This is a genomic window from Candidatus Pristimantibacillus lignocellulolyticus, from assembly GCA_023639215.1.
In the GTDB taxonomy this organism is placed as follows: Bacteria; Bacillota; Bacilli; order Paenibacillales; family Paenibacillaceae; genus Pristimantibacillus; species Pristimantibacillus lignocellulolyticus.
Genome location: CP097899.1, coordinates 4,558,607 through 4,577,572 on the forward strand (window position 1 = coordinate 4,558,607; position 18,966 = coordinate 4,577,572).

The following is an 18,966-nucleotide window of genomic DNA, read 5'->3' on the forward strand; positions in this document are numbered from 1 at the left end:
CGCTACGAGAACGAATTGCTGTTTCAATCGCCGTTGTCCTCGGATTTATTGTAATTGTAATAGTGGTACAAATCCGAGGACAAAAACGACCGCTACGCTTTTCCACTAGCAATCCGTTCTCTTCGCTGGGAATTCATATTAGCGATAAGTTCTCTCTGCTGGGGAGTACACTAGCGCGTCGTTCTCTCCGCGGGGGAGTTTACACTATCAATTAATTCTCTCCGCTGGGGGTTTACACTAGCAAGTCATTCTCTTCGCTGGGGTAGTAGGTCTGTGCTTTTAAGTATTACTGCGACTTAATAATTTCTTCAAACTTTCTTCAAACAAATATGTACTAAACGGATCATAAATGAACTTTCATATACTAATTTCACACCAAATAACTATAAGGTAGGTATTAAAATGGAATTAAGACAATTAAGTTACGTTATACAAATCGCGAAGGACAAGAACTTTTCTCGGGCAGCGGAGAAGCTTCATATTGCACAGCCTTCTCTTAGTCAGCAACTTTCTAAGCTTGAGCAAGAGCTGAATGTGATGTTATTTCGAAGAACGACTAATTCTGTGGAACCAACTGAGGCTGGTCAAGTATTTGTAGATAAAGCGCAAGATATACTTGATGCGGTTGAGCAACTTCGTCAAGAGATGGATGATATGGCGCAAATGCGTAAAGGTAAACTTGTAGTTGGGACATTACCTATTACTGGAGCACATATTCTACCACTTGTACTTCCTCGTTTTGGCGAACAATATCCACAAATTGAAGTCGTGCTTGTCGAGGAGACGACCGCAAAGCTTGAGCAATTAACGGCTAGCGGTGGGACGGATCTAAGTTTACTTACTTTACCGCTTATTGACGCTACCTTATCGTGTGAACCTTATATGGAAGAAGAAATCTGTGTCGCAGTTCCGAAAAACCATAGACTTGCGGGTCGCACAGATCCAATAGATATACTTGAGTTGAGAGATGAACCCTTTATTGCTCTGAAACGTGGTCAAGGGTTTCGTCAAATTACATTAGAACTCTGTGAAACCGCAGGCTTTACGCCAAGAGTTGTATTTGAGAGTACTAATATTGATACTGTGCAATCACTTGTTGCTGGTGAGATGGGTATCGCATTCGTTCCAAATATGTTGACTCGCAATTCACTGTCTGATTATACACCGATATATCTTAAGCTGAAATCACATCCAACTCGGACTCTTGTGATCGCTAGTCGTAAAGGAAGATATTTATCTAAGGCAGCTCAAGCTTTTATTGCTACTTTAAGAGAAACAATTAATGAGCATTAACTGCCTATTTCTAAATTTTATAAGGAGAGATTTCAATAAAAAATTTTCTATTACAATCACACTGTATATTTCCAACACCTGAAATAATAAAAACTGCGGATTTTTATGAACAGAAAATGGGATTCAAAGCTGTTCAATTTCTCGAAGCAACAGAACCTCATATTTGTTTGTATCGAGATACAACAGAAATTATATTAACTAGAACAAACGGACAAAAAGTAATACCTAATAGAGAATTATATGGCTATGGATATGATGCATACTTTATTACAAAGAATCAGGAAGAACTTCAAGAAGAGTTTATTAACTCTAATGTGAAATTAATCCGTAGATTAGATCATACTGATTACAACAATAAAGAATTTGTAGTTGAAGACATAGATGGAAGATGGATTGCATTTGGTATTAAACTAGGTTAATTGTACTTAATCAAACCTAAAATAATAATGATAATTAAAGTTAACTGAATCTAAATTAAAAACAGGGTTGCCCCACTACATGTAGGAGCAACCCTGTTTTTACGATATAATTGTATAATTAATATCATATGTACATGCCCTTTGATGATTATTAATTATCCTACTTAGTACTGCTCAGGTCGGCGATCTTTGAACACTGGAATGGTAGAGCGAACTTTATCAACGATGCTCATATCTATTTCTCCACTCAATATCGTCTCCTCGTCTCCAGCTTCAGCAACGATTTCTCCCCAAGGATCAATAACGATAGAATGACCGAAGAATTCACTCTCACCACTTATACCCATGCGATTGCATGCAATAACATACATTTGATTTTCTATTGCTCTAGCCATTAACAATGTTCTCCAATGATGCAGTCGAGGATTTGGCCATTGTGCAGGCACAAACATTACTTTAGCTCCATCTAGTGCAAGACGACGGAACAATTCTGGGAAACGAATATCATAACAAATCATCATCCCTGCATCAATTCCATCTATTTGTAATTGCCCTACTTTGTCCCCTGCTTGCAAATACTTCTCTTCATCCATAAGACGGAACAAATGTAACTTAGAATAATCACTAATTACTTCACCATTACGATTGAACGCATAAATTGTATTATACACACCATCTTCTTTGGATTCCGCAATAGAGCCAGCAACAATGTTCACTTTATGTTCTGCTGCGAACTGTGATAACCATAATTTTGTTGATTCACCGTTACGATCGGCTAATGTTGTAATTTCGGTTAAGGCATAACCTGTATTCCACATTTCCGGAAATAGAATAACATCAGGTTTTTGATCTGCAGATACTGCCTGATATAACTTATTTTTTAATTTCACAGTATTCGCTTCTACATTACCAACCTCAACGTGCATTTGAATGATTGCGAATTTCAACGTCTGACTCATGATGACTCCTCCTAAAACTTTTCATTAGCTTCTTGTATTGCTACTTAGATATGAAAAGTAGCTTCGTAAGCGTTGATCTAACTTTTCATTAGCTTCCTGATTAGAACCATTTCCCTAATCATACCTTGTCATGGATACATGTCAAGATGGGCAAGCTAATCTCATCACAGCATGTTACTTTTATAATTTGAGCTTACTATTACTAAGCTTGGAATATTATTCAATTCCCATTGCTTATTGTCATTCGCTTACAATTGGAATAAGTAACACTGCATCTTAATTGAAGGAGAATAACCAATGAAAATACTTTCACTCTTCTCACTTGCAATATGTTTTTGTTTTTCTTCATTGTTACCCCTAGAACATTCCTATGGTGCACCGAATCATTATGAAGTCGATGCAGAAGCCGCATTTATAGGTGAAGACAATGCAATACCGACGCAATTAATGCTCCCAGAGCAAAGTGAGCTCGCCAATCGAGTTCAAGTTTTTGACGTAAAGAAAGGGCAAGTTGTTCAAACAACCGAAAACAATGATTATTTCCAAAAAAATGTTCATCAATGGCTATCTGGCATTACTGGCTTTGCTCCTGAAGTATCTCCAGACTTAAAAGCAAAATATATTGTACGTGTACCTGTTAAACCAGCTGCAACTCTGAAAGTCGGAACAACGAAACTAAATGTCATCGAAGTATTTCTCTTCTATTATGAGGACAAAGAACCAATGTTGCTCATATTTGATGAAGCAAAGAAGCCTTATATTTTCAACATTCATAATGATGTAAAACCATTCATTCAATATTTATCTATTCCCGATTAACAGGCTTGGATTTTTTCCTCATCCACTTCATTTCTCTCGCCATTCATGCTACATTAGTTCTATTGTAAAAATTGAAAAGTAATTTCGAATCATGGATGGTGGAGAGTTAATGACGACAAAGCAAAAAATAATAATCGAACCTGCAACTAGAATGACCGGTCTACCCACTCAATTTTTTTCTACTCTTGTTGCAAAAGCAAACAAACAAATTGCATTAGGTAAAGATGTAATTAATTTAGGTCAAGGTAATCCCGATCAGCCGACACCTCCACATATTGTGAGTTCTCTACAACAAGCTGCTGCAAATCCGCAGTATCATAAATATCCTCCATTTAGTGGTTATAGTTTCTTGAAGGAAGCTGTTGTGACTCGCTATAAGGAAGATTATGACGTTGATCTTGATCCACAAACAGAAGTTGCAATATTATTTGGTGGTAAAACTGGACTAGTAGAAATTAGTCAGTGTTTCCTTAATCCAGACGATGTTTGTCTAGTTCCTGACCCTGGCTATCCAGATTATTGGTCTGGTGTTGCTCTAGCAGGTGCTAGTATGCATTTCATGCCACTTATTGAACGTAACGAATACTTACCTGACTTAGCAGCGATCGATCCTGCCATTGCAGATAAAGCTAAGCTGATGTTTTTAAATTATCCTAATAATCCTACCGGAGCGACTGCTGATAGTGCCTTCTATGATGAAGCTATCGCATTTGCTCGCAAACATAATATTATCGTAACAAGTGACTTTGCCTACGGAACGATTGGCTTCGACGGCAAAAAGCCAACTAGCTTCTTACAATCTGCAGGAGCAAAAGATGTCGGCATTGAGTTTTACACTTTATCGAAAAGTTACAATATGGCTGGCTGGCGTGTTGGTTTTGCTCTAGGTAATGCACAAATTATTGAGCAAATAAATTTGATTCAAGATCATTATTATTGCTCTCTATTCGGTGGTATCCAAGAAGCAGCTGCAGTTGCTTTAACCAGTTCACAAGAGTGCGTAGAACAATTAACAGCTACTTATGAAAGTCGTCGTGATGCACTCTTCACTGCGCTTGACGAAATAGGTTGGAAAGCTGCGAAGCCTACTGGTTCATTCTTCTGTTGGTTACCAGTACCAGAAGGATACTCTTCTGCATCATTTGCTGATCTTCTATTAGAAAAAGCAGCAGTAGTTGTAGCTCCTGGACATGGATTCGGAACTTCAGGAGAAGGTTATGTTCGCCTTGGTCTTCTGACAAGTGAGGAGAGATTGCAGGAAGCTGTCTATCGCATCGGCAAACTCAACCTCTTTTGATCGTGATCGCACGTGATCACGATGTGAAGCTTCGTAGTATAGTCGGCATCGAATATGGCATTCATCGTTAGCTCCAGTGCTCATGTACCAATAACGTACATTCCGCGCTTCGCGTCACTAGCTTCATCCCATCTTCTCGGTGCTGACGCGCGATCTTCTCGAGGAAGCTTTCTTCTTGAATAGCTACCTCGACATGACTTCTTGGATTTCCTTCGATGATCTGGGCTGTCGCTCACTTTGTGATCGAAACGCTGCTTACTTCTTGAATGGCTACCTCGACATGACTTCTTGGATTTCCTCGATGGTCTGGGGCTGTCGTTCACTTCGTGATCGAAGCGCTGCTTGTTCTTGCTTCTTGATTGGATATCTTCGATGGCCTGGGTAGTGGCCGTATTATGGCTTGTTTTCTTTACAGCTACATCCATTTCATGATATTCTATTAACAATTACATATTAACGTGTTGATGAGACCAGTAAGTAGAAATTGCTTAATCCAGAGAGTAAATTCCTTGGGCTGAAAGAATTTACTATTAGCATACTACTGAAACCAATCTCTGAACGGCCGATAACAATCGGACAGCGCCTTCTGTTATAAGGCTTAAGCTGGACACTATACTTGTGTCAACTAAGGTGGTACCGCGGGAGTTAACGACTTTCGTCCTTTATTTAGGACGAAGGTCTTTTTTATTGTCTTCACTACTTTAAGCTAGGATGGTATATATGGAACGAATTGTCGTGAAAATCGGTAGTAGCTCCCTAACCTCTGATGAGGGTGGACTACATAAACAAAATATTCAATTTTTTGCTGCTGAACTTGCTGAATTATATAAACAAGGTAACGATGTTATTCTTGTTACTTCAGGTGCGGTAGCTGCTGGTTTCCGTGAAATCGGATACGAGTCTCGTCCTAAAATGGTTCATCAAAAACAAGCTGCTGCTGCAGTAGGTCAAGCATTATTAATGCAAGCGTATCAAGAAGCTTTCTCACAATATGGTATCGTTGCAGCGCAAATATTACTTACTCGCTATGATTTCTCTAATCGTAAACGGATTAATAACGCTTTAATGACAATCGAAGAATTACTTGCTCAACGTATTATTCCGATCATTAATGAGAACGATACGGTTTCTACCGCTGAAATCGTTTTGAAATTCGGTGATAATGATCATCTATCCGCGCTTGTAGCTACAATGACTAAAGCTAATAAGTTGGCGATTATTACTGATATGGATGGCTTATATACAGCTGATCCCCGTAAAGATCCTGATGCAACCAAAATCGAACGAGTTGCTGAAATATCAGATGCTATTATGGCACTAGCTGGTGGGGCTGGCAGCGCTGTCGGTACTGGTGGTATGAGATCAAAAATTGAAGCTGCTCGTATTGCAATGCGAGGTGGCGTAACAACATTCATCGGGCGTGTACAATATACTGGAGAATTACCTTCCGCTATTTTAGGGAATGGTCGAGGTACATACTTCGATACAGAACAAACATCGTTACCTATGAAAAAACAATGGTTAGGCTTCCACTCTACTCCAGTCGGTTCAATTACGATTGATAATGGAGCTGTAACAGCACTTATTGATAGACATAAAAGTTTATTGCCCGCAGGCGTAGTTCAAGTATCTGGAGATTTCCATCCTGGCGATGTGGTTGAAGTTATCGACACACAAGGCACCATTGTTGGGCGAGGTGTTGTCAACTATGCAACATGGCAATTACAAGCTGCTGCAGGACTTAATTCCGATGAAGTTGAACGACGTGTTGACGTACAGCGCATAGAAGTAATTCACAGAGATGAATGGATCACTCTTTAGAAGTTGTTTAAAAAGTGGAATTTTATAACGATGTAGTTCTAACGCAGCTTATTCGACATCGAATATGTCCCCCATCGAAAGCCTGTGTGTGCTCGCGTACACAATACGTACGCTGTGCTACTCGTTTTCGCTGTGAGCCATCTTCTCGATTCTGAAAGCCCGCTTTTTAAACTTTTATTTTAAGTTTCGTGCATTTGTCCGCTTGTGTACTCGTATCGTACACGTTGCTGGGTTTTGTTACATTGCGTGATTATCAAGACAACAATGAAAATTTAGGAGGGTTTATGATGACGAATTTCTCGGAAGTAAAAACTAAAGCGTTGCTTGCTAAGCAAGCTGCTGCTGTAATGAATAATTTATCTACTGAACAAAAAAATAACGCTTTGCTTGCGATGGCTGATGCACTAGTTAATGAAAGTGCAGCTATTATTAAAGCTAATGCGCTTGATATTGAACATGGCAGAAATAATGGTACAACTGAATCATTGCTAGATCGATTAGCTTTGAATGAAGATCGCATAATTGGAATAGCTGATGGCTTAAAACAAGTGGTTGAACTTGAAGATCCAGTTGGTGAGCAGCTTTCTCAATTCTCTCGCCCTAACGGACTTGAAATAAAGCAAATTCGTGTTCCAATAGGTGTTATCGGTATGATTTATGAAGCTCGTCCTAATGTTACGGTTGATGCTACTGGTCTTTGCTTGAAAACAGGGAATACTGTAGTATTACGTGGAGGCTCTGCAGCTCTACAATCTAATCGTAAAATTGTTGAAGTTATGCGTAACGCGCTAATAGCAACTGATGTCCCTGCTAATGCTATTCAATTAATTGAAGATTCAGATCGCGCATCAGTTAATGAAATGCTTAAAGCTAATGGATTACTCGATGTTGTCATACCTCGTGGAGGAGCATCATTAATCCGCACAGTTGTGGAAAATGCTTCGGTTCCAGTTATTGAAACAGGCGCTGGCATATGCCATACATTTGTAGATGAAACTGCTCAATTAGAAATGGCTGCACAAATTGCATTAAATGCAAAAGCACAACGTCCATCTGTATGTAACTCAATGGAAACTTTACTTGTTCACGAGAAATTCGCTCAAACGCATCTAGCACAATTACTTGCTCCATTAACAGAAGCAAATGTTGAAATTCGCGGCTGTAAAGACGCACAATTACTATTAAGCAGTATTATTGCAGCAACGGAAGAAGATTTCGCTACGGAGTATAATGACTATATACTGAACGTACGAATTGTGAAGGATGTTAATGAAGCCATTGCTCATATTACAAAGTATGGTACGATGCATTCTGAATGTATTGTTACAGAAGATGAGATCAATGCTGCTTTATTCCTACAAAGTATCGATGCAGCAGCTGTCTACCACAACGCCTCCACTCGCTTCACAGATGGTTTTGAGTTTGGCTTTGGAGCTGAAATCGGTATAAGTACACAGAAGTTACATGCTCGTGGACCTATGGGATTACCCTCATTAACTAGTACAAAATATATTATTCAAGGAAATGGACAAATTCGTCCATAATATAGATGAATATAGACTGTGCTTTCAAAGTATCTTTTCATTATGAAAAGTGGCTCAAAACCAAAATCAACTTCATTCAAAGTTGATTTTGGTTTCTTCACCCGATGAATAAAGGACATCAGAAACCTTATTTGCTGAGTATGCCTTTATTTTTCGATCCTTACGGACATAGACGCACTTATTGCACATCTTTGGATGCATTTTGGTTCCATTTACGTTAAATAACGGCTGTCATGTCCTTTAGAGTACCATTGGATCTTGAAATTCACCCATAACGGCTTCTCTGTCCGTTCGGGTGTAGCTTTTATCTCGTCGAGATCTGATTACTGTGTTTAGCATTAGAAGTAATTTTTCATCATCAATGAAGTTAATTTGAAGCATATGAAAAGTTTTAGGAGGGAAAATGTTATGACACACGAGAACTACCATGAAACTAGCGCAATCTCAAATCAACTTATTTGCTTCTACGGAGCCGGTTCGATGGCTGAGGCGATTGCTAGAGGACTACTCAACCAAGAGTTAATTCCAAGCAAACAAGTATCGATGCTTAATCGTTCAAATAAAGATCGTCAACAACAATTACATCTCGAGTACGGTGTTCAAACAACAATGCAAGGTAAAACTAATGAGCAATATCTTCAAGAAGCAAATATCATTTTCCTTGCGATGAAGCCAAAGGATGCAGTTGAAGCCATTCGTGCACTTAAGCCTAATCTTTCTTCTAATCAGTTGATTATTTCGGTAATCGCTGGATTGTCAATTACTGCTCTTGAAAAATTAATTGGAAATGACATGGCTATTGTCCGTACGATGCCCAATACTTCAAGTACTATTGGTTTAGGAGCAACTGGCATTAGTTATTCATCGTCTGTATCTGAAGAACAACGTTTCATGACTGAAATGATGTTTGAATCTATAGGTATTCATGTAGTCATCGAAGAGCAATTACAAGATGCAGTAACAAGTGTATCTGGTAGTGGTCCTGCTTACTTCTACTATGTAATGGAATCGATGATCAAAGGAGCACAGCAATCTGGTCTAACTGCTGAGCAAGCTAAGTTGCTAGTCGTGCAAACTGCTTTAGGTGCAGCATCTATGGTTAATACTACTGGCGAATCTCCTGCTGATTTGCGTCGCAAAGTAACCTCTCCTAATGGAACAACTCAAGCAGCGCTAGAAACGATGGCTGAAGGTAATCTAGAATCAACTATTATTGCTGGAATGAACCGTTGCGCAGAGCGCGCTCAAGAAATTGGTAAAGGCATCGAGGAGGACATCTAATATGAGTATGTGTATTGCAACATATCGATCATATGACGATACAGCTGATTTTAATAAAAAAGCTAATTCTATTGCGATAGGTCTAACTGTAGGTAGTTGGACTGAGCTACCAGAAGCGAAAAAAGCTTCTATGGAAAAACATCTTGGTAAAGTATTATCAATTGATGTTCACGAACCTACTAATGCTGTAGCTGGTGAACGTTATGCAGATATTAAAATTGCATATCCAGACATTAATTTCAGTCAGGATATCCCTGCTCTCCTCGTTACGATTTTCGGAAAATTATCAATGGATGGTCGTATTAAATTAATCGATATAGATGTTTCAGAACAATTCGCATCAGCTTTCCCTGGACCGAAATTCGGTATAGAAGGCATTCGTAATCTTGTTGGTGTGCATGATCGTCCTTTACTTATGAGTATTTTCAAATCCGTTGTTGGCCATGATCTTTCTACACTTCGCGAGCAATTTTATGAGCAAGCTTTAGGTGGAGTTGATCTCATAAAAGATGATGAGATTCTTTTTGAAAATCCATTAACTCCAATCGAAAAACGTGTTGAAGTATGTATGGAAGCTGCTCGACAAGCGGAAACAATCACTGGTCAAAAGTTGCTTTATGCAGTCAACCTTACTGGTCCAACAAGTAAACTAGCTTCTCAAGCCAAAAAAGCAATTAATGCAGGTGCAAATGCACTATTATTTAATACATTATCTTATGGTTATGATGTATTGCATGAATTAAGCAGTGATCCAGACATTAATGTACCAATCGCATCTCATCCAGCTATGGCAGGCGCGATGTATCCATCACCGCATTACGGTATTAACGCAGCAGTATTACTTGGTAAACTTAATCGTTTAGCAGGAGCTGATCTAGTACTCTTCCCTTCTCCATATGGTTCTGTCGTTATGCCAAAGGAAGAAAACCTTGCAATTAAAGAAGTTTTACTTAATGAGATGCATCATTTGAAAACTAGCTTCCCAGTACCATCAGCTGGTATCCATCCAGGTATTGTTCCTTTAATTTTGAAAGACTTTGGAATGGATGTCGTTGTCAATGCAGGTGGCGGTATTCATGGTCACGCGATGGGCACTGCAGCTGGTGGACGAGCATTCCACCAAGCAATTCAAGCAAGCATGAACGGAATTAATTTGCGAGATGCTGCAACGCAGTCACATCACGAAGAGTTACGAGTAGCAATAGAAGCTTGGGGGATCAAACAATAATGACAACAGCTAAGAAGAAAATTGTGTTTTGTGATTTTGACGGCACAATTACAGTTAATGACAACATTGTTGCGATAATTAAACATTTCAAGCCTGAAGGCTGGGAACAATTGGTTGAGAAAGTTATCTCTACTGAGATTTCAATTCAAGAAGGTGTAGGCTCATTATTCCGTCTCATTCCCGCTTCTATGGAAAAAGAAGTTGTTGAATTCGGTATTCAAAATGCTGTCATTCGTGATGGATTTGCCGAATTTGTACAATTCTGCAAAGATAGTAACATTGATTTCTATGTAACGAGTGGTGGTATCGATTTCTTCGTATATCCATTACTTAAATCTTTTGGTATTCCTGAAGATCATATTTTCTGCAATAAAAGTGATTTTACTGGAGAACAAATTGAGATTTTATGGCCACATTCTTGTGATGAACAATGTCACAATCACTGCGGAATGTGTAAACCTACCATTATGCGTAAATTCAGTAGCGAGCAATATGAAAGAATTATTATTGGTGATAGTGTGACTGATTTTGAAGGTGCAAAAATTGCTGATACTGTATACTCAAGATCTCATCTTACTGAAAAATGTAACGAGCTTGGTATAGCACATACAGAATTCCAAACTTTCTTTGACATTATAGAAGCTATGAAACAGAAAGGATAATTACTACTATGAGCTTTGATAAAATTTCATTGCACGAAAAACAAGAAGTATTAATGAAATTACGTGAAGTAAAAGAAGCATTTGCTGCGCGCAATTGGTTCCCAGGTACTGCGGGAAATCTATCGATACGTATCGGAGACTACACACCAGATCAATTCTATTTCGGCATAACTGCAAGTGGTAAAGATAAATATGTTAATACTTCAGAAGACTTTCTATTTGTAGATCAAGATGCTATTCCTTGTGAAACGACTAATTTGAAGCCATCTGCTGAAACGCTGGTACATTGTGAAATTTACCGCAAAACAGGCGCAGGAGCTATTTTCCATATTCACTCTGTGTTTAGCAATGTTATCTCTGAATATTACTGGCATCGCCGTTCTATTCCAGTTGATGGCGTAGAACTAATTAAAGGATTGAATATTTGGGAAGAAGAATATCAGTTGGAAATTCCTATTGTGAATAACTTTGCTCATATCCCTTCTATTATTCCTGAGATTACAGAAAATTTAGATCCGAGAGTACCTGGGATTGTATTGCGTAAACATGGTGTATACGCATGGGGAGCTAACGCTTTTGAAGCGAAACGTCATCTTGAATCATTTGAGTTTATTTTTGAATATGTTTATCGTCTTGAGATGTTGAAAAAAGGTTTACCTTCCGTATAGTGTAAACAGTAATCTTCTTCTTTCATAAATGTCTTATATATAGATACTAAAAAAGGAATGTCCCCGTCGTCATCTCACTAGAGCGTGACTTCTGGACATTCCTTTTTCAATAATTATTTCCGTTTATTAAGTTTGTATAAATTATAACTTTCGCTATCAATCTCGATAATATGCTCAAAGTTAAATCCACACTTTGCTATAACTCTATTCGATGGTATGTTACTTAATAAAGCAATAGCGTTTAGCTCATCGACGTTCGTGTTCTCAAATAAAAAATGGACTATCCCTTTTGCAGCCTGCGTTGTATAGCCTTTACCTCTATGATCCTTAGAAATTGCATACATAATCTCTCGATTAGGAGGTGGCAATTCATCTTTTATGCCTGTACAACACCAACCGATAAGTTCATTTGTCTCTTTCAAAATGATTCCTAATCGTAGTCGTAGTTCACCAATGTCTTCACCTTTCGATAAAGCATCTAAAAACTGTTTATTCTCCGGAATTTCATAGTTAATAAACCAATCTTCCCTTTGTTCTTTTGATACGTTCCAACCTGGTAAATATTCATAAATCTCCGGTTGCCAAGTAAGTTCGTGAAATTTTTCTAAATCAGAAACGATGAACTCTCGTAAAATGACGTCCCCACAATCAATCTTAAAAATAATATCTTCCCCTTATCTAGCTTTGACTTCCCTCAATAGCTAGTAATAATACTGCTGCTGCTAGACCTAAGCGAGGGTCTAATTGTTTGTTTGTATTAGCTGAGAAATCCACATTTAATTTACTAACCATAGGATTAAAGTTTTGTTGGAATTCTACAACCGTTCTCCCATCTATTTCACCATGAAATTTTTGTGGAACTAGATTTGTTAAAAATCTTCTTAGTAATGCAAGTAGCGCACTATCTTCCTTAATAAGACCAACTTCTTGTTCATTAGCATTGAGTATAATCCATTCGTCTTTCAGAATTGACTTCATACCTTTACGACGCAGAGAACCAAGGTTTTCTCTTGTTACAACATCTACTACATCATATGTTGCAGCGAAATCAATTACACTACGAGCTTGAATCATTATCAATTCCTGTTGCATAGATTCATCACTATATAGACGAATATCCTCTTTCAACTTGAAAGCTTTCATCTGAGAGAACATGACTAGCTGTTCATTATTATCATAAATATGAAATTTAGCTCCTAGTACAGTTAATATTTTCTTTCTAACAACGTACTCTGTATGAGTAAAGATCGGATTCAATGAAATACCTCCTATTAGTAGTGCATGTTTAATGTTAATCCCTACCTAATGAGCATCCTCAATTAAACATAAGAGAAAATAGTTAGGAGTCCATTAGATTTACAATGATACTACCATAATAAGGCATTATTCATTTATGTTGCAATATAAACTATTATTGAAATTATATTTTTATGTATATTTATTTTCATTAAACAAACATTATATTTGTGATATATTGCAAACTCGAATTAATCAAACTCACAATTGTACAAAAGTTAGTGGGCTCGCTTCTATTTTACGTCGTCTCTTACCTCATTCATAATAGCACTGGAGGAAATTATGATGAATACAACTAAACAGAATGAGACTGAAAAAATGTTATCTGTTTTTGCATTAGGTGGCTTATTTGAAATAGGCAAAAACATGTATGTCGTGCAATATGATCAAGATATTGTAATTGTCGATTGTGGTTCAAAATTTCCTGATGAAAGTTTGTTAGGTGTAGATCTAATTATCCCTGATATTTCTTACTTATTAGAGAATAAAGAATCGGTACGAGCTATGATTGTGACTCATGGACATGAGGACCATATAGGAGCTATTCCTTACGTACTCAAACAATTGAATATGAAAGTTTATGGATCTGGATTAACTTTAGGTCTAATTAAAGGAAAACTAAAAGAACATCATCTTAATCAAACCGAATTACATGAAATTAACTCGGACTCACATTTGGAACTCGGTAGTCTGAAGCTTTCTTTCTTCCGTACTAATCACAGCATTCCAGACTGTCTTGGTGTTGTTATCGATACTCCTGAAGGCAGAGTTGTACATACGGGCGATTTCAAATTTGATCTTTCACCAGTCAACCAACAATTCCCTGATATACATAAGATGGCTAACATCGGTGAAAGTGGTGTTCTACTTCTACTATCCGAGAGCACCAATGCCGAGCGACCAGGATTCACCCCCTCTGAGAAAATAGTCGGTGAACGTATTCAAGATGCTTTTCAAAGAGCAGAGAACAAAATATTTCTCACAACTTTTGCCTCTAACGTTAATAGACTACAACAAGTCGTAGATGCTTCTCATAAGACCAACCGAAAAATCATTCTACTCGGTAGAAGTATGGTTAATGTCGTAAAAGTTGCCATGGAGTTAGGTTATTTGAACGTTCCTGAAGATATGATTATCGACGCCAACGAAGCTAAAAATTTCCCTAGGGAACGTATCACTGTCCTATGTACTGGGAGTCAAGGGGAACCACTAGCAGCCCTTTCAAGATTAGCTAGCTCTACTCATCCATTGATTGCAATCGAAGAAGGTGACACAGTTATCTTTGCTTCTTCACCTATTCCTGGTAACGAAAGAAGTGTATCAAGTACACTTAATCATCTATATATGTTAGGAGCAGACGTTATCCATGGAAATGGCTCTTCAACTGGCATGCATGTGTCAGGTCACGGAAGTCAAGAGGAATTAAAATTAATGTTAACATTAATGAAACCCCATTATTTTGTTCCGATTCATGGGGAATATCGTATGCTTCATCAACATCGAATTCTTGCTCAATCTGTTGGGGTAGATTGGAACAATATATTCATCTTACGTAATGGAGATACGCTAGATATTGTGAACAAGCAAGCAGAACAATCTCGTCAGGTAACAGCAGGAAATACGCTTGTAGATGGCTTTGGAATTGGAGATGTCGGTGATATTGTACTACGGGACCGTAAACATCTTGCCGAGGATGGCATTCTTGTTGTAATTATCACTTTAAGCCAACAAGAAAGTGCTTTATTATCGGAACCAGAAATTATTACAAGGGGATTTGTATATGTTAAGGAATCAGAGGAACTGTTGAACGCGGTTAGAAATTTAGCTATTGTTGAAATAGATAAACTACAGCAATCAGAAAATGACTGGAAATGGTCTCACTTGAAAACGAATATACGAGACTCTATTGGTAAATTTATATATGCAGAAACAAGACGAAGACCGATGATATTACCTATTATGATTGAAGTATAATCCATCTAGACGGCTTTACAAGAATATCTCAAATTGTTATAAAAATGCGTGAGCTCGTTTTGAGCTCACGCATTTCGCATCACTATATTAAACTAATATATCTCATTCAAAATGGCAATTACTTTTCATTTACTTTAAGTCTAATCACGTTCCAAGAGGTTTTTAAAAGTTGGGCAGTAATATGTCCACCTTCTACAGAAGTTGTTGTGCAAGTTTGTGGGACAACATTGTTCGGGTTATGCTTTGTATTCACTGCTTTAATATCTTCATTGGCTAGTACAATATGTTCGATCAATTGAACTTCACCGAAGCTGCGCAGATCAATATCAAGTTGCAGACCTTCTTCCAAATGTCTGTTTACCGCAAATATCGTTACTTCATTAGACTCTTCATTGTACACACTAATAGATTCTAAGTAAGGGACATCAGTAAAATCTTTCGAATCGTACTTCGGACTACTGACTAGCGGATGAAGAACCGTTCCTCGCCCATAGACAGAAGTATGCAGGAATGGATAGTAAGTCGTTTGTAACCACAATGCTCCCCCATTCTCAGTCATAATCGGAGCAATAACATTAATAAGTTGCGCCATGCATGCCATTTTAACTCTATCAGCATGTTTCAATATCGTAATTAATAAGCAGCCTACAACGAGTGCATCTTCTACATTATATACATCTTCCAGATCTGGTGGTCCGATTTGCCAACGTTGTTCTGCCGTACTCGCCCCTATTGTGTTCCATACATTCCATTCATCTAGCGATAAATATATTTTTTTCTTACTTTTCTTTTTCGCTTTAATATAATCACAAACTGCTGCAACGCTGCTTATGAATTGATCCAAATCAAGTGATTTTGCTAAGAAGTTTGGTGTATCTTTTTCATTGTTATTGTAGTATTGGTGAAGAGACAAGTAATCTACGTTGTCATAAGTTAGATCTAATACTGTCGCTTCCCATTCGGCAAATGTACTCATACCACTACCAGAGCTACCACAAGCGACAAATTCTAATGTTGGATCAATCCAGCGCATCGCTTTAGCTGATTCATTAGCAAGTCGTCCATATTCGTAAGCTGTTTTCGCACCAATTTGCCATGGCCCATCCATTTCATTTCCTAAACACCATGTTTTGAAAGCATGAGGTTCTTTATATCCATGAGCTATACGTAAGTCACTCCAATACGATCCTGAAGGGTGATTACAATATTCAACTAAGTTTCTTGCTGCATCAATTCCTCTAGTCCCTAGATTGACTGCCATCATAACTTCTGATCCAGCTAACTTGGCCCATTCTGCAAATTCATTCGTACCTACATAATTAGGTTCTGTTGTACTCCATGCGAGGTCTAGCCTTTGTTTACGTTCATTTTTCGGACCAACGCCGTCTTCCCAGTTGTATCCAGACACGAAATTCCCACCTGGATAACGAATAATAGGAATGTTTAACGATTGAATTGCCTCTAATGCATCACGACGAAAACCTTGCTCATTTGCAGTAGCATGATCAGGTTCATATATACCACCATATACCGCACGTCCCAAGTGTTCAATAAAAGAACCATATACTCGAGGATCTACCTCAGCTAGCTTAAAATCTTTGTCTACAATCATCTTTGATTTCAATGTCATAAATGTTGTTCCTCCTAAAACTTTTTGTAGCCTCTCGTATTACTTCTTTGTAACAAAAAGTAGCTTCGAAAGCATGGACTAACTTTTTATTAACTTCCTGTAGTAAGTTCTAGCGATGAAAAGTCATATCGGAAGTATTTTCTCATAAGGATTAATTATTTTATTAATCCTTTGGTTGGATTATACTATTATTATAAGTACATTAATTACTTTTACACAATTCAAATATTGAGGATTAACTAATTTACGTATTCTACTGAATTTCGGAGGGATGATAATGTATTTAACAACAAATTCGGAATCATTGCGAGTATATGAAGCGCTAGGAAGCGAAGTAAGACTCAAAATTATTGATTTACTTGATAAGAGAGAAATGCATATTAAAGAATTGGCTACAGAACTATATCTAAGTAGTGCCATCGTAAGTTCTCATGTGACTAAACTTCAGAAGGCTGGGATCGTCAGCTCTCAAATGAAAAGAATCGGTACTGGCACTTATAAATACTGCTCTCTATCCGCTAATTATATGCAAATTAAATTGTCTAGTTCTGCTGACATTGCTAAAAAAGTTGTTGAACTATCTATTCCTGTAGGGCATTATACTGATTTACAGGCACAGCCGACCTGTGGAATCGCAACGACAGAGAAGCTGATAGGATTTTACGATGATCCAAGATACTTTCTTGATCATGAACGAGTTAATGCAGGTATACTTTGGTTTGCAAGAGGTTATGTGGAGTATAAAGTTCCGAATTACTTATTTATGGATCAAATTGTGAAAGAAATTGAAATATCTATGGAAATTGGATCAGAAGCGCCAAGTATTAATGAAAAATGGCCGTCAGATATTATGTTTTCGATGAACGGAATTGAACTTGGGAAATGGACTAGCCCTGGTGATTTTGGTAATATACGAGGTCGTTTAACACCTGACTGGTGGAATCCAACTGTTAATCAATATGGATTGCTAAAAGTATTGAAAATTAACGCTGGAGGAACTTTTGTCGATGGTCAGCAAATATCAGATATTACGTTAAATGATGTTCATTGGAAAAACGACCAATGGTCGTTCCGCTTCACAGCAGATGACATTGGTCGTAGACGAGGTGGCTTAACTATTTTCGGTAGAGGCTTTGGTAACTATAATCAAGATATCGTATTTAGAGTATTCTATGAGTGACTATGAAAGTATGTTGTATTACAGCTCATACTTGCTAATCTGAATACCTAGATTACTATCTCTAAGAAAAATCTAGCGGCTCGGATTAAGCTGTCTAGTAATTTACAATCTTTCTGCAGAAATAATAATAAACATCGGTCTGCGGTTCTCATCTTTCATCATTGGATCATGATTAAACATCTCATCGTAAGGCTTAGGTTCTTGGACAGCTTTAATTGTAAATCCAGATTGTATGACATCATTAATGTAGGTAGAAACTGTACGATGGTATTTAATAACACCTTCTGCTAAAAAGTTGGTTATCCGTGTCCCTTCTGATTGATAATGATCTACTGGCCAATGAAGACGATTTCCTTGATCGTCTTCATACCAATCTTGTTCATCCCTTGAAGTAAAGATCGGATGTTCAACTGAGAAGATGAAAGAACCTCCTGGCTTAAGACAAGCATGCACCTTTTCACAAATATCTTCGAATGATTCGATATAATGAAATGCTAGTGAACTAATCACAACATCAAATTGTGATGGAGCAAATTCGATGTCCTCTATCGGCATTTGCATATAGGTTATAGTAGAATCATTGGAGTATTCACGAGCTTGTTGCAACATATTCTCAGAGATATCTACTCCAATGACTGAACTTGCCCCTTGATCCATAGCATAACGACAATGCCAACCGAACCCACATCCAAGATCGAGAACACTTTTATTATTTAAATCAGGTAGTAAAGATTTTAGGACATGCCATTCTCCAGCAGCTTCTAGTCCTTTGATCGAACGAGCCATTTGTTTATATGCGTTGAAAAATTGCGAATCATCATATTTGTTTTGTTTCATCCGAATTACATCTCCATTGCGTTAGATTAGAACTATCAATATTGTAACATATACCTGT

At 37.7% G+C, this 18,966-nt stretch carries 17 protein-coding genes and 1 other annotated feature; of the genes, 12 read left to right on the top strand and 5 right to left on the bottom strand.

All coding sequences use genetic code 11. The annotated features are described in order from the left end of the window. Positions 1–402: 402 nt before the first annotated feature. Complete coding sequence (locus NAG76_19745; GenBank protein URN94032.1) at positions 403–1,293, top strand: LysR family transcriptional regulator; 891 nt, start codon at positions 403–405, stop codon at positions 1,291–1,293. 35 nt (positions 1,294–1,328) lie between these two features. Next, positions 1,329–1,712: a glyoxalase gene (locus NAG76_19750; protein URN96890.1), complete on the top strand. Its 384-nt coding sequence runs from the start codon at positions 1,329–1,331 to the stop codon at positions 1,710–1,712. Between the two features lie 164 nt (positions 1,713–1,876). On the opposite strand, the gene NAG76_19755 is transcribed toward NAG76_19750, so the two are convergent. Then, the gene (locus NAG76_19755) at positions 1,877–2,671 is read right to left on the bottom strand and encodes a carbon-nitrogen family hydrolase (GenBank protein URN94033.1); all 795 of its coding nucleotides are present in this window, start codon (positions 2,669–2,671) and stop codon (positions 1,877–1,879) included. A 297-nt stretch (positions 2,672–2,968) separates the two neighbouring features. Here NAG76_19755 and NAG76_19760 point away from each other — a divergent pair, with 297 nt between their 5' ends. From NAG76_19760 to mtnB, 8 genes are all read left to right on the top strand, one after another. Further along, positions 2,969–3,490: a hypothetical protein gene (locus NAG76_19760; GenBank protein URN94034.1), complete on the top strand. Its 522-nt coding sequence runs from the start codon at positions 2,969–2,971 to the stop codon at positions 3,488–3,490. Positions 3,491–3,599: 109 nt separating this feature from the next. After that, a complete protein-coding gene (locus NAG76_19765) occupies positions 3,600–4,787 on the top strand; it encodes a pyridoxal phosphate-dependent aminotransferase (GenBank protein ID URN94035.1) in 1,188 nt (395 codons plus the stop codon). Positions 4,788–5,239: 452 nt separating this feature from the next. After that, positions 5,240–5,453: a binding site (T-box leader), on the top strand. A 54-nt stretch (positions 5,454–5,507) separates the two neighbouring features. Next, complete coding sequence (proB, locus tag NAG76_19770; protein URN94036.1) at positions 5,508–6,608, top strand: glutamate 5-kinase; 1,101 nt, start codon at positions 5,508–5,510, stop codon at positions 6,606–6,608. A gap of 287 nt (positions 6,609–6,895) precedes the next feature. Beyond that, positions 6,896–8,152 (top strand): glutamate-5-semialdehyde dehydrogenase, encoded by a 1,257-nt coding sequence (locus NAG76_19775; protein ID URN94037.1) that lies wholly within the window; start codon positions 6,896–6,898, stop codon positions 8,150–8,152. Positions 8,153–8,560: 408 nt separating this feature from the next. Then, the gene (gene proC, locus NAG76_19780) at positions 8,561–9,433 is read left to right on the top strand and encodes a pyrroline-5-carboxylate reductase (protein URN94038.1); all 873 of its coding nucleotides are present in this window, start codon (positions 8,561–8,563) and stop codon (positions 9,431–9,433) included. Position 9,434: 1 nt separating this feature from the next. After that, the gene (locus tag NAG76_19785) at positions 9,435–10,661 is read left to right on the top strand and encodes a 2,3-diketo-5-methylthiopentyl-1-phosphate enolase (protein ID URN94039.1); all 1,227 of its coding nucleotides are present in this window, start codon (positions 9,435–9,437) and stop codon (positions 10,659–10,661) included. Then, positions 10,661–11,323 carry a 2-hydroxy-3-keto-5-methylthiopentenyl-1-phosphate phosphatase gene (locus NAG76_19790; protein ID URN94040.1) on the top strand — a complete coding sequence of 221 codons (663 nt, stop codon included), beginning with the start codon at positions 10,661–10,663 and terminating at the stop codon, positions 11,321–11,323. The genes NAG76_19785 and NAG76_19790 overlap by 1 nt, the downstream gene beginning before the upstream one ends. Before the next feature lie 8 nt (positions 11,324–11,331). Beyond that, positions 11,332–11,991, top strand: a complete 660-nt coding sequence (mtnB, locus tag NAG76_19795) for a methylthioribulose 1-phosphate dehydratase (GenBank protein ID URN94041.1) — start codon at positions 11,332–11,334, stop codon at positions 11,989–11,991. Positions 11,992–12,104: 113 nt separating this feature from the next. Here mtnB and NAG76_19800 read toward each other — a convergent pair whose 3' ends face one another. Further along, positions 12,105–12,656 carry a GNAT family N-acetyltransferase gene (locus NAG76_19800; protein URN96891.1) on the bottom strand — a complete coding sequence of 184 codons (552 nt, stop codon included), beginning with the start codon at positions 12,654–12,656 and terminating at the stop codon, positions 12,105–12,107. Between the two features lie 13 nt (positions 12,657–12,669). Continuing rightward, complete coding sequence (locus NAG76_19805) at positions 12,670–13,248, bottom strand: hypothetical protein (protein ID URN94042.1); 579 nt, start codon at positions 13,246–13,248, stop codon at positions 12,670–12,672. 324 nt (positions 13,249–13,572) lie between these two features. Here NAG76_19805 and NAG76_19810 point away from each other — a divergent pair, with 324 nt between their 5' ends. After that, complete coding sequence (locus tag NAG76_19810) at positions 13,573–15,261, top strand: ribonuclease J (protein ID URN94043.1); 1,689 nt, start codon at positions 13,573–13,575, stop codon at positions 15,259–15,261. 118 nt (positions 15,262–15,379) lie between these two features. On the opposite strand, the gene NAG76_19815 is transcribed toward NAG76_19810, so the two are convergent. After that, the gene (locus NAG76_19815; protein ID URN94044.1) at positions 15,380–16,891 is read right to left on the bottom strand and encodes an alpha-N-arabinofuranosidase; all 1,512 of its coding nucleotides are present in this window, start codon (positions 16,889–16,891) and stop codon (positions 15,380–15,382) included. Between the two features lie 277 nt (positions 16,892–17,168). On the opposite strand from NAG76_19815, the gene NAG76_19820 reads away from it, so the two are divergent. Continuing rightward, positions 17,169–18,071: an ArsR family transcriptional regulator gene (locus NAG76_19820; protein URN94045.1), complete on the top strand. Its 903-nt coding sequence runs from the start codon at positions 17,169–17,171 to the stop codon at positions 18,069–18,071. Between the two features lie 102 nt (positions 18,072–18,173). On the opposite strand, the gene NAG76_19825 is transcribed toward NAG76_19820, so the two are convergent. Continuing rightward, on the bottom strand, positions 18,174–18,908 hold the full coding sequence (locus NAG76_19825) for a class I SAM-dependent methyltransferase (GenBank protein URN94046.1): 735 nt from the start codon (positions 18,906–18,908) through the stop codon (positions 18,174–18,176). Positions 18,909–18,966 lie beyond the last annotated feature (58 nt).

Coding starts and splice junctions, on each gene's coding strand:
- NAG76_19745 (URN94032.1), top strand. CDS start 403: ATGGAATTAAGACAATTAAGTTACGTTATACAAATCGCGAAGGACAAG.
- NAG76_19755 (URN94033.1), bottom strand. CDS start 2,671: ATGAGTCAGACGTTGAAATTCGCAATCATTCAAATGCACGTTGAGGTT.
- NAG76_19760 (URN94034.1), top strand. CDS start 2,969: ATGAAAATACTTTCACTCTTCTCACTTGCAATATGTTTTTGTTTTTCT.
- NAG76_19765 (URN94035.1), top strand. CDS start 3,600: ATGACGACAAAGCAAAAAATAATAATCGAACCTGCAACTAGAATGACC.
- proB (URN94036.1), top strand. CDS start 5,508: ATGGAACGAATTGTCGTGAAAATCGGTAGTAGCTCCCTAACCTCTGAT.
- NAG76_19775 (URN94037.1), top strand. CDS start 6,896: ATGACGAATTTCTCGGAAGTAAAAACTAAAGCGTTGCTTGCTAAGCAA.
- proC (URN94038.1), top strand. CDS start 8,561: ATGACACACGAGAACTACCATGAAACTAGCGCAATCTCAAATCAACTT.
- NAG76_19785 (URN94039.1), top strand. CDS start 9,435: ATGAGTATGTGTATTGCAACATATCGATCATATGACGATACAGCTGAT.
- NAG76_19790 (URN94040.1), top strand. CDS start 10,661: ATGACAACAGCTAAGAAGAAAATTGTGTTTTGTGATTTTGACGGCACA.
- mtnB (URN94041.1), top strand. CDS start 11,332: ATGAGCTTTGATAAAATTTCATTGCACGAAAAACAAGAAGTATTAATG.
- NAG76_19810 (URN94043.1), top strand. CDS start 13,573: ATGAATACAACTAAACAGAATGAGACTGAAAAAATGTTATCTGTTTTT.
- NAG76_19815 (URN94044.1), bottom strand. CDS start 16,891: ATGACATTGAAATCAAAGATGATTGTAGACAAAGATTTTAAGCTAGCT.
- NAG76_19820 (URN94045.1), top strand. CDS start 17,169: ATGTATTTAACAACAAATTCGGAATCATTGCGAGTATATGAAGCGCTA.
- NAG76_19825 (URN94046.1), bottom strand. CDS start 18,908: ATGAAACAAAACAAATATGATGATTCGCAATTTTTCAACGCATATAAA.